Source organism: Ruminococcus sp. OM06-36AC (genome assembly GCF_003438725.1).
In the GTDB taxonomy this organism is placed as follows: domain Bacteria; phylum Bacillota; class Clostridia; order Oscillospirales; family Ruminococcaceae; genus Ruminococcus_C; species Ruminococcus_C callidus.
Genome location: NZ_QSTT01000016.1, coordinates 48464 through 62735, shown reverse-complemented (window position 1 = coordinate 62735; position 14272 = coordinate 48464). Strand labels below are relative to the sequence as shown.

At 51.9% G+C, this 14272-nt stretch carries 11 protein-coding genes; 1 reads left to right on the top strand and 10 read right to left on the bottom strand.

Annotated elements, in window-relative coordinates:
• Nucleotides 1-53: 53 nt before the first annotated feature.
• From cls to DXB92_RS10275, 7 genes are all read right to left on the bottom strand, one after another.
• Nucleotides 54-1583 carry a cardiolipin synthase gene (gene cls, locus DXB92_RS10305; RefSeq protein ID WP_242986642.1) on the bottom strand — a complete coding sequence of 510 codons (1530 nt, stop codon included), beginning with the start codon at nt 1581-1583 and terminating at the stop codon, nt 54-56.
• 375 nt (nt 1584-1958) lie between these two features.
• Nucleotides 1959-2948 carry a UDP-glucose 4-epimerase GalE gene (gene galE / locus DXB92_RS10300; RefSeq protein ID WP_117733797.1) on the bottom strand — a complete coding sequence of 330 codons (990 nt, stop codon included), beginning with the start codon at nt 2946-2948 and terminating at the stop codon, nt 1959-1961.
• Between the two features lie 23 nt (nt 2949-2971).
• Nucleotides 2972-4255 (bottom strand): galactokinase family protein, encoded by a 1284-nt coding sequence (locus DXB92_RS10295; RefSeq protein WP_347512271.1) that lies wholly within the window; start codon nt 4253-4255, stop codon nt 2972-2974.
• 49 nt (nt 4256-4304) lie between these two features.
• Nucleotides 4305-6491, bottom strand: coding sequence for an alpha-galactosidase (locus tag DXB92_RS10290; protein ID WP_181977028.1), 2187 nt, complete (start codon nt 6489-6491; stop codon nt 4305-4307).
• Nucleotides 6492-6602: 111 nt separating this feature from the next.
• The gene (locus DXB92_RS10285) at nt 6603-7451 is read right to left on the bottom strand and encodes a carbohydrate ABC transporter permease (RefSeq protein WP_117733796.1); all 849 of its coding nucleotides are present in this window, start codon (nt 7449-7451) and stop codon (nt 6603-6605) included.
• Nucleotides 7448-8329, bottom strand: a complete 882-nt coding sequence (locus DXB92_RS10280; RefSeq protein WP_117733795.1) for a sugar ABC transporter permease — start codon at nt 8327-8329, stop codon at nt 7448-7450. The genes DXB92_RS10285 and DXB92_RS10280 overlap by 4 nt, the downstream gene beginning before the upstream one ends.
• Nucleotides 8326-9621, bottom strand: a complete 1296-nt coding sequence (locus DXB92_RS10275; RefSeq protein ID WP_117733794.1) for an extracellular solute-binding protein — start codon at nt 9619-9621, stop codon at nt 8326-8328. The genes DXB92_RS10280 and DXB92_RS10275 overlap by 4 nt, the downstream gene beginning before the upstream one ends.
• Before the next feature lie 240 nt (nt 9622-9861).
• Here DXB92_RS10275 and DXB92_RS10270 point away from each other — a divergent pair, with 240 nt between their 5' ends.
• The gene (locus DXB92_RS10270; RefSeq protein WP_040646944.1) at nt 9862-10743 is read left to right on the top strand and encodes an AraC family transcriptional regulator; all 882 of its coding nucleotides are present in this window, start codon (nt 9862-9864) and stop codon (nt 10741-10743) included.
• Between the two features lie 43 nt (nt 10744-10786).
• Here DXB92_RS10270 and DXB92_RS10265 read toward each other — a convergent pair whose 3' ends face one another.
• From DXB92_RS10265 to DXB92_RS10255, 3 genes are all read right to left on the bottom strand, one after another.
• Nucleotides 10787-12178 carry an MATE family efflux transporter gene (locus DXB92_RS10265; RefSeq protein ID WP_117733793.1) on the bottom strand — a complete coding sequence of 464 codons (1392 nt, stop codon included), beginning with the start codon at nt 12176-12178 and terminating at the stop codon, nt 10787-10789.
• A gap of 208 nt (nt 12179-12386) precedes the next feature.
• Nucleotides 12387-13622, bottom strand: a complete 1236-nt coding sequence (locus tag DXB92_RS10260) for a homoserine dehydrogenase (protein ID WP_117733792.1) — start codon at nt 13620-13622, stop codon at nt 12387-12389.
• 45 nt (nt 13623-13667) lie between these two features.
• Complete coding sequence (locus DXB92_RS10255; protein WP_021681334.1) at nt 13668-14111, bottom strand: ACT domain-containing protein; 444 nt, start codon at nt 14109-14111, stop codon at nt 13668-13670.
• Nucleotides 14112-14272: the final 161 nt, after the last annotated feature.

Here is a 14272-nt window from a genome sequence, read left to right as displayed (position 1 = left end):
GGAAAAATCACCCCAAAAGACACGTGTCAGGCTTAGTGTCAACACACCCTAGATCACAGAAGCGGGCTGATCGTCCGCAGGATTGCCTGCCAGAGCAGACTGTGCCGGCGACGCTTGCAGTCCTGAAGCGTCACACGACGGCTTTTCTCAATGGTCACAACGCAGTCCAGCTTCATCTTCTGCAACGCACTGCATTCCACCAGCATTGCCGCACACTCCATGTGCAGGTACAAACTGCGATAGTCCATGTTGATCGTTCCTACAATGCCGATCCTGTCATCTACCAGATAGCTTTTGGCATGGATAAATCCCGGCGTATACTCATAGATCCGCACCCCTGCCCGAATCAGCGGCTCATAATAGGAACGGGTGAGAGAATACACCACACGCTTATCCGGAATCCCCGGTGTCACAAGCCGCACATCGACCCCGCGTTGTGCCGCCATGCAAAGGGCGTGCTGCATTTCGTCATCGATCGCCAGATACGGCGTGAAGATATACACATACTCTTTCGCCTGATACAGCAGATCCAGATAAATATCCTGTGCCAGCGTTTCATTTTCAAAGGGCGAGTTGCAGTAGGGCTGCACATAGCCGTCTGTGGGAAACGGTTCCGGATGATACCGGTGTGGCAGGTACTTCTTGCAGTTGTCATTGGTGTTGTAGAATGCATTCCACAGTTCCAGACACATCAGCGTAAGGCTGTACACGCCCTCGCCATAGAGCCGCAGTCCGGTGTCTTTCCAGTGCCCGAACCGCTGTTTCTGGTTGATATACTCATCTGCCAGATTGAAGCCGCCGGTATAGGCAATATAGCCGTCAATGACAGTGATCTTCCGGTGGTTCCGGTTGTTCATCACCGCGGAAAGTGCCGGTCGGAACGGGTTGAACGTCAGCACATGGATTCCCGCCGCCGCAAGTTCTTTCCGGAAATTCTTCGGCAGACAGCCCACGCTCCCCAGATCGTCATAGGCGAAGCGGACTTCCACGCCGGCGGCTGCCTTTTCTTTCAGAATGGCTTTGATCGAATCCCACATGACTCCCTCTGTCACGATAAAATATTCCATAAAGATATAATGTCTGGCTTTCCGGAGATCCTCCAGCAGTCGGGGAAACGCTTCATCTGCCAAAGAAAAATATTCCACCTTGGTATTCTGGTACATGGGAAAACCGCTGCTTTCCAGATAGAAACTGGTTTCCGCCATGCGTACCGGAAGTGCCGCCGCAGAACAACCTACAGAGGGACGAATCCCGATCACCCGCCTGCCGTGGTGCAGCTGCCGGCGAATCCGCCGCGAGGGACGCTTGTCCCCGAACAGCAGATACATCATTCCGCCCAACAGCGGGAACGTACCGATAAACAGCATCCAGAGAATTTTATAAGAGGGATTTCCGGACTTATTGATGATATACAATTCAATCGCCAGACTCAGTCCGACAAATGTAATATTGATCCACGTTGCATACTGTGTCAGCCGCAGAAACAAGATCACAAACCACACCAGCTGCAAGACAATCAGGAATCCGATAATTACCACTCGGCTGGTCAACATGCTGATCAGTTTTTTCAGCTTTCGCCGCACAACATCACGCTCCTTTCCGGAATTGTTTCAGGCAACACTGCACAGTCTTTATGAGGTGTTGCCTTTATCTCTTTTAGTATAGCAGATTTTTCGGAAAAAGGCAAGCCTCACTTTTGGAGAAAAAGCAAGGCGGTTTGCCGATATAAGAAAACGTATCGTGCAGAGAAACTCGTTGACTTCCGGTGGGAATAGAAGATTTCGATGCAGAATTCGAAAAATTTAAAAAAATTGCAGAAAAGCACAAAAATGATGAAAGCACCTCATTTTGAATTCCCAAAAGTTAGACCAAAAAAATCTAACAATTAGGAGCAGTTCAAAATGAGGTGCTTTTTTCACGTTTAATTTTCACGTTTAAATGGTAATTCTATGTTTCCTTTACTCGGCATAGCCGTCGGGGTGATGCTGGTGCCAGTTCCATGCACTGGCAATGATTTCTTCCAGACTGTCATGTACCGGTTTCCAGCCCAGCACAGCCTTTGCCTTTTCGCTGGAAGCCACCAGCCGTGCAGGATCGCCGGCACGCCGCGGGGTTTCCACTGCGGGAATCGGGTGCCCTGTCACCTTGCGGGCAGTTTCGATCACTTCCCGCACAGAATAGCCTACGCCGTTGCCCAGATTGAAAATGCTGCTTTCCCCGCCGTTTTGCAGATACTGCACTGCCAGAATGTGTGCCTGTGCCAGATCGGTCACATGGATATAGTCCCGAATGCAGGTGCCGTCCGGCGTGTCATAGTCTGTGCCGTAAATAGAGATCGCTTCCCGCTTGCCGTTGGGCACCTGTAAAATCAGCGGGATCAGGTGGCTTTCCGGATTATGTGCCTCGCCAATGGTGCCGCTGGCATCTGCTCCGCAGGCGTTGAAATACCGCAGGGAAACATACCGCAGTCCATGTGCGTTTGCCGTCCAGTGGAACATCTTTTCCATTGCCAGCTTGGTTTCTCCGTAAGGGTTTGTCGGCAGCGTCCGGTCGGTTTCCAGAATCGGAATGTGCTCCGGTTCGCCATAGGTTGCCGCGGTGGAGGAAAAGACGATCTTGTCCACGTGATTTTTGACCATTGCCTCCAGCAGCACCCGTGTGCCGCAAAGGTTGTTGTCATAATATTTCAGCGGATTTGTGACGCTCTCTCCCACCAGCGAGTATGCCGCAAAGTGAATGACTGCATCGATCTGCTCCTGCTGAAACAGATTGTCCAGAAATGCAAAGTCGTGCAGGTCGCCCTGATAGAACTTTGCCCCTGCCGGAATGGCTTCGCGGTGCCCTGTCACCAGATTGTCCGCCACGATCACATCTTCTCCGGCACGCACCAGTTCCAGTGCCGTATGGGAACCGATATAGCCGGCTCCGCCCAATACTAAAATACGCATTGCAATTGCTCCTTTCCAAAAGCTTAAACTCTGACACCGCCCAGCGGACGGACAGAAAGCTTGTGACAGCTGCCCTTTCCGAACAGCTGGTTCATACACTGACAATATGCCTCGGCTTCTTCCACCGGCACAAATGCCTGAATAGTTCCGGCAAAGCCGCCGCCGTGTACCCGCACAGCACCCTTTTCACCAAGGAACTGTTTGCTGTACCAGATGCCCAGCGGAATCGCCTGTTCTGTGGGCTTCTGGCAGGAAAACAGATTTTGCAGCAGTTCCGCAGAAGAAGTGCCGGACTCCCGCACCAGTGCAAAGAACGCAGACAGATCGCCGTCTTCCAGTGCCTTTGCCTCTGCAGTTGCCCGTTCGCTCTCTGCAAAGAAATGTGCCGCACGGAGAATGGCACGGTCGGAACAGGTCTTTCTCAGCTGCGGAATGGCTTTCCGGAACTGCTCTGCGGAAACCTCCCGCAGGACAGACTTTCCGAAATAAGCGGCAACCTGCTTCATCTCCGTCGGAACCGCCACATAATCCGGTGTCAGATCGGCGTGGCTGCCCTTGGTATCTGTGATGCACAGACAGTATCCTGCTTGTGCAAAGTCAAAGGTATGCTTCTGTATCACCGGCTTTTCAGTGTCCGCAAAATCGATCCAGACGAAACCGCCTACGGAACTGACCATTTGATCCATCAAGCCGCTTTGCTTGCCGAAATATACATTTTCCGCATACTGTCCGATCTTGGCAATTTCCACTGCACCGGCTTTTCCGCCGTTGTCATGCTGGTCGATGATCGTTCCCACCAGCACCTCAAACGCTGCCGAGGAGGAAAGCCCGCTGCCGCTGAGCACCTCCGAAGTGGAGTAAGCGTCCCAGCCGCTGAGGGACACACCCATATCTGCAAATTTCGCAGCGATTCCCCGAATCAATGCCGTGGAAGTGCCTTCCTCCTCCGGCTTCTTTGACAAATCGGAAAGCTGCACCTGAATCTGGGAATAGCCCATAGATTTCAGCCGGATCACGCCCTCCTGATGAAAACCGACAACGGCGATCACGTCCAGATTCACCGCCGCCGCCAGCACGCAGCCGTGCTGGTGATCGGTATGGTTGCCGCCGACTTCGGTGCGTCCGGGAGCCGAGAAAATGCCGACTTGTTTCCGCTGGGGATACAGCTTCGCAAATTCGTCCAGTGCCGCCGCGTACCGTTTCTTCTGGTGCACCAGCATGTCTGCATCGTCACCATACAACTGTTTCAGCTTCTTGTCCAGCTTTCCCGCTTTCAGTGTTTGTTTCCATTCTGCAACTGTCATCATCGTTCGCATATCCTCTCATTTCATTTTTCCCGTACTGTGCGGAATTTCCTCAAACTTCTGTAAAGTGCATGGATACCGGCGTATAATCGCCCCATGCCTTCGGCAGCAGCACGCCGCCTGCCATGAGTGCCGCACCGGTGTAGACTTGTTCCGTGCCGTCCAGCCGGTACTGCTTTTCTGCACACAGTCCCCGCAGTTTCACCTGATGCCGCAGGGTGTTGGCTTCGGCGTGGAAGATCATGCCCTGCACCAGTATCTCGCTGCCGTCCTGTGCCGCAAATGCCCAGATCGCTTCTGCATCGGTCATGGGGTTGGTCAGACGGTAGTACCTGCCGTTGTGGATCAGCGGGCCATAAGCCTTGAACTGCTGAATTTGCTCTGTCACAGCCTGCTTTTCCGCATCAGACAGCAGATTCAAGTCCAGTTCATAGCCGAAGCTACCTGCCATAGCCGTCACCGCACGGGTTTCAAACGGTGTGATGCGACCGGTCTGGTGGTTCGGCACGGTGGAAACGTGAGAACCCACTGCGGAAACGGGATAGAAGAACGATGTGCCGTACTGGATCTTTGTCCGTTCGCGAGCATCGGTATCGTCACTGCACCAGATCTGCGGGCAGTAGTACAGCATGCCGGCATCAAATCTGCCGCCGCCGCCGCTGCAACCCTCAAAGAGTACTTCCGGAAACGCCGCCGTCAGCCGTTCCAGCAGGGCGTACAAGCCCAGCACATAGCGGTGAGGCATCTCTCCCTGCCGGTCTGCGGGCAGAGTCTGGGTGTACCAGTCACTGATGCTGCGGTTCATGTCCCACTTGACATAGGAAATGTCTGCACTGTGCAGCACTTCGCTCATGACACGGAACAGGTACTCCTGTACTTCCGGATTGGTCATATCCAGCACCAGCTGATACCGTCCCCGCATCGGCGAACGCTCCGGAATCCGAATCGCCCAGTCCGGATGTGCCCGATAGAGGTCGCTGTCCTCGGAGATCATCTCCGGCTCGAACCAGATGCCGAACCGCATGCCCATCGCCTTGATCTTCTCCACCAGATCGTACAGTCCGCCGGAGAGTTTTTTCTCATTGACGAACCAGTCCCCCAGACCGGAACAGTCGTCGTCCCGCTTGCCGAACCAACCGTCATCCAGCACCAGCATATCCACGCCAAGGCGTGCAGCTTCTTCGGCAATGTGCAGGATCTTTTCCGTATCGAAGCCGAAATAGGTGGCTTCCCAGTTGTTGATCAGCACAGGACGTTCTGCCAGCTGATACTTGCCGCGGCAGATGTGTTCCCGAATTGCCCGATGAAACTGGTGGGACAAGGTTTCCAGTCCGGTGCTGCTATAGGACAGCAGCACTTCCGGTGTGGCAAAACACTCCCCTGCTCCCAGCTCCCAGCGGAACAGGTCGGGGTGGATTCCCATGACTACACGCACCTGCCCCAGCTGGTCGCACTCGATCTTGGTCTGGTGGCTGCCGCTGTAGACCAGAGCCGCCCCCACGCAGGCACCGGAGGTTTCCGTGCAGTCCGGTGTGCAGAGCAGCACAGTGGGATTCTGGTGATGGCTGGACGTACCGCGGGTGCTGGAACTCTCCTGAATGCCGTGGAGCAGCGGACGGCGTTCTGGCTGCCGTTCCATGGCGTGTCTGCCGTAGAAGTGTATCCACTCCCAGCTGCCCTGTCCCATGTCCAGACAAAGGCTTGCCGCCTTGGTCAGTGTCACCGGTGCTTCGCCCAGATTGCGGATCTCTGCACAGCGTGTCACAATGTCCAGTTCCGGCAACACGCCGTATTTCAATGTCACTTCCACCGCAGAAGCCGTATCCCGCAGAACCACTTCCAGTGTTTCCGCTTCGTCCTCTCCGGCATACAACGCCGGCAGACCGGCAATGGCATACTTGCCCTGTTTCACCGTGTGGCTGTAGTACCGCAGATCCAGTGCACAGCTGCCGTCAGCGTGTACCGCCTCCACTGCCGGCACCCGAAAATCGCCTATGCCTGCTCCGGCATATTCCAGCGGCAGGGTGTCCAGCGAATAGGTGCGGTCATTTCCGGCATCATGGGGATTTCCGGAAAAGCCTACGTCCGGATAGTCCTGCAAATAGGACATGTCACAGCCAGTCTTTGCACCGTACCAGAGATGCCGCAGGACCCCGTAGGTGTCCGCCTGCATCTGGTACATGGTATGCTTTGTTTCCAGTGTAAAAATTCGCTTTTCTGTATTGATCTTGATTGCCATATCCAACACTCCTTCAGGATACAGAAAACCGTATGACATTGCAGTTCCATTCTTCGAATCTTGTCACATCATACGGTTTTCTGTCTATTCTCTATTCTACTAAATTTATTTTTAGCCCTTTACTGCACCATTGGCAATACCGCCGATGATCTGCTTCTGACAGAAGATGTAGAAGATCAGGATCGGGATCAGTGCCAGCAGGTAAGAAGCAAACGCCAGATTGTAGTTCGTGCCGAACTGGGTCTGGAAGTTCAGCTGTGCCAGCGGCAGGGTGGTGTCTTCGCTGCTGGACATGATCACCAGCGGTGTCATGACATCGTTCCATGTGCCAAGAGCCGTCAGAACTGCCACGGTGGCATGCATCGGCTTCATCATGGGGAAAATGATCGTCCAGTAGGTTTTCCATGTGGAAGCACCGTCAATGTTTGCAGCTTCTTCCATTGCCAGCGGAACGTTTTTCAGATAGCCGCTGTACAGCATGACGTTCATGGGCATATAGAATACCAAGTACAGAATGATAACGCCCAGACGGTTGTCCAGTCCCATAATGGCGGTCTGCTTGACCAGCGGCATCATCAGAATGGCAAAGGGAACGAACATACCGCTGACGATGTAAAAGTAGATCAGCTTATAGCCCTTTTTCCGTGCCATGTTTCTGCCAATGGCATAGCCTGCCATAGAGTGGAGCAGCACTGCCAGCACAATGGTCACTGCGGTAATCAGAAAGCTGTTGCCCAGCGAGTGCCAGAAGTTTGTCACACGCATTGCTTCGGAGAAGTTGCTGAAATTCCATGTGCTGGGGAACGAGAGTGCTCCGGCAATGTCATTTGTCATTTCGGTAGGGCTCTTGAACGCGATCATGACGGTCATGTACAACGGGAACAATACCGTCAGGCAGCCCAGAAACAGCAGTACGGTCAGAAGCACATTGGTACCGCCGATTTTATGTGTCTTTTTCATAGCTGTTCCTCCTTCTTACCGGTAATCTTCATCTGAATGATCGAGAATGCCACAATAACAATAAAGAATACTACGGCGTTTGCACTCTGGAATCCGAACTGTCCGCCGTCCATACCGTTTTTGTAGATCAGGTAGGAAATGGACTCGGTACTCTGTGCAGGACCGCCCTTGGTCAAAGACATGATCTGGTCGAATACCATCATCATGTTCTTGGTGCTGAGAATCAGGTTAATGGAAACGAACGGCAGCAGCATCGGGAAAGTCAGCTTCCAGAACTTCTGCCACGGGTTTGCACCGTCGATCATGCCGGCTTCGTAGATGTCTGCCGGAACGGTCTGCAAACCAGAAATGTAGATGATTGTATTCATTGCGACTGCCTGCCATACGCCGACAACCAGTACGCCGATCCACGCGTATTTCTCACTGGCAAGAATACTGTTTTCCAGAAAGCCGATGTGCATTGCCTTGCCCAAAGCAGGAATGATGTAGGTAAAGATAAAGCTGAAAATATAGCCGACGATCAGCCCGCCCAGAATATTCGGGACAAAGTACACGCCGCGGAGCAGGCTCTTGCAGCGGATCCTGCTGTTCAGCCCCATTGCCAGCAACAGGCTCAGACAGTTGATGAGAATGGTTCCGGCAATCGCATACTTGAATGTGAACAGGTAGGAGTGCAGGACACGTTCATCAGAAAACAGGTCGATATAATTTCGCAGTCCCACGAAATCAAAGGTACCATAGCCGCGGTAGTTGGTGAAGCTGTAAACTGCACCAGTAATCAGCGGCAGGGTGTTAAACAGGAAGAACAGAATGACAATCGGAATGGTCATTGCCAGATAGGTTCGATTGTTGCTGCTCAATGCTTTTCTTTTGCTCATGATGCATTCTCCTCCTCATATTTTTGTACTTTCGCGATCAGGTCGCGGTTATACCGTTTCCATTCCTTATCGAAACGCTTCAGGAACTTGGCGGTGGAGTCACTGCTGTCGTCCATGAGATAAGTCTGTACCATTGCGTCCACGCTCATCTCACTGGGATAGTGGTGATCGTGGAAGTCGGACATTCTGCCCTCATCGATATAGGAACGCATACCGTCCAGCATCGACGGCAGAGTGAAGTCGCCGTCCTTACAGGGCACTGCGTTCTGGTTGTCCAGATAGATCTGAATGGTTTCATCGTCATACAAGAACTTCAGCACTTCGTAAACGGCATCTTTGTGCTTGGTTTCTTTCATCACGCAGAACTGCAGGTCAACACCGGAGTTCAGCACGTTATCTGCTTCGTCCTCATTTGCAGGGAATACAAACGAGTCAATGTTCATATCCGGATTTACCGACTGAATTTGCGGCACCGCATAGCTGCCGATGGGATACATTGCCGATTCGCCCCGTGCAAAAGCAGTGCAGGCATCATTATAGCTGTACGCATATGGATTCGGTTCTGCGTAGTCCAGCAGTACCTTGTCCTTTTCGGCAACTTCCTGATATGCGTCCGTAAAGGTCGTCTTTCCGGCGTTGACATCGCTGCAGGTGGACGGAGAAGACAAGCCTACTGCCAGTGCATTCCACGGTGCCATACAAGTCCATGTGTCCTTATATCCCAGATACAGCGGGTACACATCAGAGGTGTTCTGAATGGTTTCACACAGGTCGGTGAATTCGCTCCATGTGGTAGGGATCTCCCAGCCATTCTCCTCGAACATATCCTTGTTGTACAGGATTCCGGCACAGTTTGCCACATAAGGCAGTCCGTATACCCCGTCTTTCGGAATGAACTCCAGTTCATCTACAATGTCCAGATATGCCGGTTTGATGCCTGACACGCCCTCAAAATCGGAAACGTCCAGAAACATATCTGCGTCCAGAAAGTTGGAGTAGTTGATGTCGCCGCCGATACCGATAATGTCCGGATAATCCCCGCGGATAAACCGTGTTTTCAGCACAGTCATAGCTTCATTGGGCGATTCAATGGTCAGATGAATATCATCATGGGTCGCATTAAAGCGTTCCTCCATTTCCTCGAAAGCCGCAACAGCTTCCGGTTTATACTGTACCATTGTCACTTCCGTTTTCCCGTCATTTTTCGATGTACCTGCACAGCCGGACAGCGGCAGTGTGGACAACACGGCACCTGCCAAAATCAGGCTGCTGACTACATGCTTTCTTCTCATGTGATCTTCCTCCTTTTCAGGTAAAACCCTGTGTTTTTTGCTGCTTTTATTATAACATACCAATATGCAACTGGTAAATACCACAAATCAACTTATTTCATACCATTTTGCCGCTTTTCCCGCAAATATCAAAAAACAGGTTGCATTTTGGTATATTTCGTGCTATAATGAGTATCATATGAACAACAAAAAACATAAATGGTACAAGTTCAGATGAAATTTATGATAAGAGGTAATATTATGCAGAATTTGATCTTTTCAATTTTTCCCAATCAGAACTTTGTAGACCTCGGCTTGTTCCAGTTCGGGTGGGAACGCTGTACACCGGCACACTCTTTCGGACCGGCTGCGAGAAACCACTATCTGTTTCACTATATTCTATCCGGCACCGGCACCCTGATGGCAGACGACAGCAAGGGTGTCACCCAGACCTACTCGATCAAAAGCATGCAGGGGTTCATGATCTTCCCCAACCAGATCACCACCTATGTTGCCGACAAGCAGCTGCCGTGGGAATACGTCTGGCTGGAATTCGACGGACTCCGTGTGAAGTCCCTGCTGGACACCATTGGGCTTTCGCTGGACAAACCGGTCTATCATGCCAGAAACAAAAGCCTGCGGGAGGACATGGCAAACGAAATGCTGTACATCTCCCGCCACAAAGATGAGTCGCCTTTTCATCTGATCGGGCATCTCTATCTGTTTCTGGATTATCTTCTGCGTTCTGCGGCAGATGAACAGCTGGAACACGGCAGCAAACTGCGGGAATTCTACATTCACGAGGCACTGACCTACATTGAACACAACTTTCAAAATGAGATCACGATTGAAGATATTGCCGGTGTCTGCGGACTGAACCGCACTTATTTCGGCAAAATTTTCAAGGAAGCACTGGGGAAAACGCCACAGGAATTCCTGCTGAATTACCGCATGCTCAAAGCGGCGGAGCTGCTGAAGCTGACCAGTCTTTCTATCGGGGATGTTGGGCTGGCAGTGGGGTATGCCAACCAGATGCACTTTTCCAGAGCATTCAAGAACAACTACGGCATTTCCCCCAGAGAATGGCGGTATCAGAACCATATCAACAATACCGTTGACAGCGACGAAGAACATACACAATAAAAAACGAGCCTGTTTTCAACCGAAAAAACAGGCTCGTTTCTTGTTATGCAGAGGGCATTGTCTTTTTCCGGAAAGTTCGCAGCAGAATCGGAACAGACACCACAGCTGTAATGCATTCCGCCAGCGGGAACGCCCACCAGACCAGTTCTGCACCGCGTTCATACATCAGAAACAGCAGACAAAACGGAATCGGCAGCACAAGCAGGCGAAGCAGTGCCAGCAGCAGCGGCGAAAACACACAGCGAAAGCCCTGCAAGATGCCCTGTATCAGCACAGTGATTCCCATAAACACATAGCCCAGCGTACAGATACGCATAGACCGCATGCAAAGCTGCTGCACTTCCCTGCTGCCGTCGCTCTGAAACAAACCGGAGATCGGTGCTGCAAACAGCTGAAATAAAACTGTCACTATAAGCATCAGTCCGGCGGCGTACAGCAGCCCGTAGCGAACACACTGCCGCAGACGTGCTTTTTCCCGTCTGCCATAATGAAACGCCACCACAGTAATCAGCGTGTTGCTCAAGCCGAACGCTGCAAAAAGGGCAAATTGCTGAATCTTATAATAAATGCCATAGGCAGCCTGCAATGGCTCCGCCAGATCTCCCTGTGTGCCGAATACCAGATTCACAAACAGCACCATGACAGAAAGCAGCCCCTGCATCACTGCGGCAGGAATCCCGATGGCGTAGATGCCGCGAATCAGTCCCCACCGAGGACGAATGCGTTTCCAGTCCTGCCGAATCTCCCGATCCCACCGGTAGTGAAACAGCATTGCCATGACCAGTGACGCTACCTGTCCCACAACGGTTGCCACAGCAGCACCGACAACGCCCATATCCAATCCAAAAATAAACAGCGGATCCAACAGGATATTCAACGCGGCACCAGTGATTTGTGCAATTGTGGAAAGATTTGTGCGACCGGTTCCCTGCAAAAAACGTTCATAGACAGTATAACCGATACTGCCAAAGGAACCCATACAGCAGATTCGCAGATACTGTTCACCCATTTCCTGCCGGAGAGCATTCCCGTTTGCCTGCATGGCGATAAACAGCTTCGTGCCGAAAATGCCGAACAGCAGGAAAACGGCATAGATGCAGATCGCCAGAAAAATTCCGTTTCCGGCAATACAAGCCGCCTTTTCCGAATTTCGCTCGCCCAGTGTCTTGGAAAGCAGGGCATTGATGCCAATGCCAGTGCCCACGCCAACAGCCACGATCAGCAGCTGAATGGAATAGGAATCCGTCAGGGCGAGCACGGCAGTGGCTCCGTTCTTCATATGGCTGACAAAAACGGTGTCCACAATATTGTACACCGCCTGCAATACCATAGAGAGCACCATGGGCATTCCCATGCTCAGGATCAGGGTGCGGATTGGAAAATCCGCCAGTTTGTTCGGGGTTCCGGTTTGTGTCGCCGAGTGATTTTCTTGCATGATTTCTAAACCTCCAAAAGTCAATGGCGACACTGCACAAAACTCTGTGCAATGTTGCCCAATATATGCAAAAACGGCGTAAACCCAGTCAGATTCTAACTGGATTTACGCCGTTTCGCTACACGTTATCAATTTATTTTATCACACCGCACCGAAAAATGCAAGTGCTTTTTACAAAAAATGTTACAGCAAAGCCGTCAGGCGGGCTTTACGCTTCGTCGTCCAGAACCGGAATACGGGACAGAATCTCCACGCCTTCCTTTGCCAGCTTCTGCTTGAATGCCTCTGCGGTCTTCTGGTCGCAGCCGCTGATCATGCAGCCGTTTTCTCTGGTGTTCAGCAGCTTTACGCCGACTTCGTCAGCGATCTTGGCAAATACACCGCTGCCGCAGGGAGAAGTCCGGTAGCAGCGTGCTGCAAAGAAGTCGTCAATGGGAGCCACGAAGTCTGCTCCTTCTTCTGCCGGTTCCCAGCTCTGGGATTCTACTGTATCGGTCTGCTTTACCTCGTCGATCAGGTCACCCAGTACGGCACTGGCAGTCGGCAGCTTGCCGGCACCACGGCCATAGAACATGGTCTTGTCCACACCGTCGCCCCATACCATGACAGCGTTGAACACGCCGTTGACATGGGAAATCAGGCTCTCGTTCATGACAACCATAGGCATCACTGTAGGCAGGATCTTTCCGCTTTCCAGACGCTTTACCGCACCGATCAGCTTCACTGCACCGCCAAAATCCTGTGCCAGCTGTACGTCTTCCAGTGTGATGTTGCGGATACCCTTGGTGTATACCTGTTCCGGATATACGTGCTTGCCGAATACCAGCGAGGACAGAATGCAGATCTTCCGGCAGGCATCGCCGCCGTCAATGTCTGCGGAAGGGTCACGCTCTGCATAGCCCAGCTTCTGTGCCAGTGCCAGTGCATCATCAAAACGCATCTTGTCGCAGAACATCTTTTCCAGAATGAAATTGGTGGTACCATTCAGAATGCCGGCAACTGCGGAGATGTCATTGGCAGCCAGACAGGTGTGCAGCGGACGAATGATCGGGATCGCACCGCCGACGCTGGCTTCGAAGAAGAAGTTCACGTGATGTGCCTTTGCCACCTGCAACAGAATGTCGCCTTTTTCAGCAACCAGCTGCTTATTGGAAGTGGCAACGCTCTTACCGGCTTCCAGACAACGGCGAACGAAGTCAAACGCCGGATTGACACCGCCCATGCACTCTGCCACGTAGCCGACCTCCGGATCGTCGAGAATCACCTGAATGTCGTGTACCACGCGGTCACCGTACGGATCATCCGGAAATTCCCGCAGATCCAGAATATATCCTATTTCCAGCTCTGTGCCGGTATTTTTTTCGATTTTCTTCTGATTGCGGTAGAACAGTTCCACAACACCGGAACCAACTACGCCATAACCCAATACTGCAATTTTCTTCATTACTTTACTTCCTCCAAGTTTCAGCAGACTTTGAGAATCCGCCGTTTATTCGCCGGACAGGAGCCGCACCTCTACAACGCCCTGCAGGGCAGAGATCTTGTGCGTAATGTCAATGGGATTTGCCATACCCTCGCCCATTTTCAGGGACAGAGAAACCTGTGCCACGCCGTCCACCGGAATGTTCTGGTTGACAGTCAGGATATTGGCACGCATGCTATATAATGTAGTCAGCACATTGGAAAGCACGCCTGCCTCGTCCCGCAGCGTTACCGAAAAGTTGACGATCTGCTGTGTCATCTTGTCATCATAGGCAAACACACAATCCCGATATTTATAAAAGGCACTGCGTGAGATCCCCATACGTTTGCACGCCGAGGAAAAGCTGCGTTCGGTCTTGTCGGCGACCAGCTTTTTGACTTCCAGCACCTTTCCGAAAATTTCCGGAAGCACTGCGGTATCTACTACAATATATCGTGTCCGTTTGTCCATGTTCCTGTCTGCACAGTATCGAAAGCATGCTTCTGTGACAAAGCCTGCCCTCCGGCTGCGTTTCTCCTCCTCTTTCCGCAAAATGCAGGACCCTTTGCTGATCCCGCAGCAAACAGTCCGTGTACAAAAAACAATTGTACTTATATCAACTATATAACTAT

Bases quoted from the DNA above. Each gene is read 5' to 3' on its own strand.
- DXB92_RS10265 (WP_117733793.1), bottom strand. From the start codon at position 12,178: ATGCAAGAAAATCACTCGGCGACACAAACCGGAACCCCGAACAAACTG.
- DXB92_RS10270 (WP_040646944.1), top strand. From the start codon at position 9,862: ATGCAGAATTTGATCTTTTCAATTTTTCCCAATCAGAACTTTGTAGAC.
- DXB92_RS10260 (WP_117733792.1), bottom strand. From the start codon at position 13,622: ATGAAGAAAATTGCAGTATTGGGTTATGGCGTAGTTGGTTCCGGTGTT.
- DXB92_RS10275 (WP_117733794.1), bottom strand. From the start codon at position 9,621: ATGAGAAGAAAGCATGTAGTCAGCAGCCTGATTTTGGCAGGTGCCGTG.
- DXB92_RS10290 (WP_181977028.1), bottom strand. From the start codon at position 6,491: ATGGCAATCAAGATCAATACAGAAAAGCGAATTTTTACACTGGAAACA.
- DXB92_RS10255 (WP_021681334.1), bottom strand. From the start codon at position 14,111: ATGGACAAACGGACACGATATATTGTAGTAGATACCGCAGTGCTTCCG.
- galE (WP_117733797.1), bottom strand. From the start codon at position 2,948: ATGCGTATTTTAGTATTGGGCGGAGCCGGCTATATCGGTTCCCATACG.
- DXB92_RS10285 (WP_117733796.1), bottom strand. From the start codon at position 7,451: ATGAAAAAGACACATAAAATCGGCGGTACCAATGTGCTTCTGACCGTA.
- DXB92_RS10280 (WP_117733795.1), bottom strand. From the start codon at position 8,329: ATGAGCAAAAGAAAAGCATTGAGCAGCAACAATCGAACCTATCTGGCA.
- DXB92_RS10295 (WP_347512271.1), bottom strand. From the start codon at position 4,255: ATGATGACAGTTGCAGAATGGAAACAAACACTGAAAGCGGGAAAGCTG.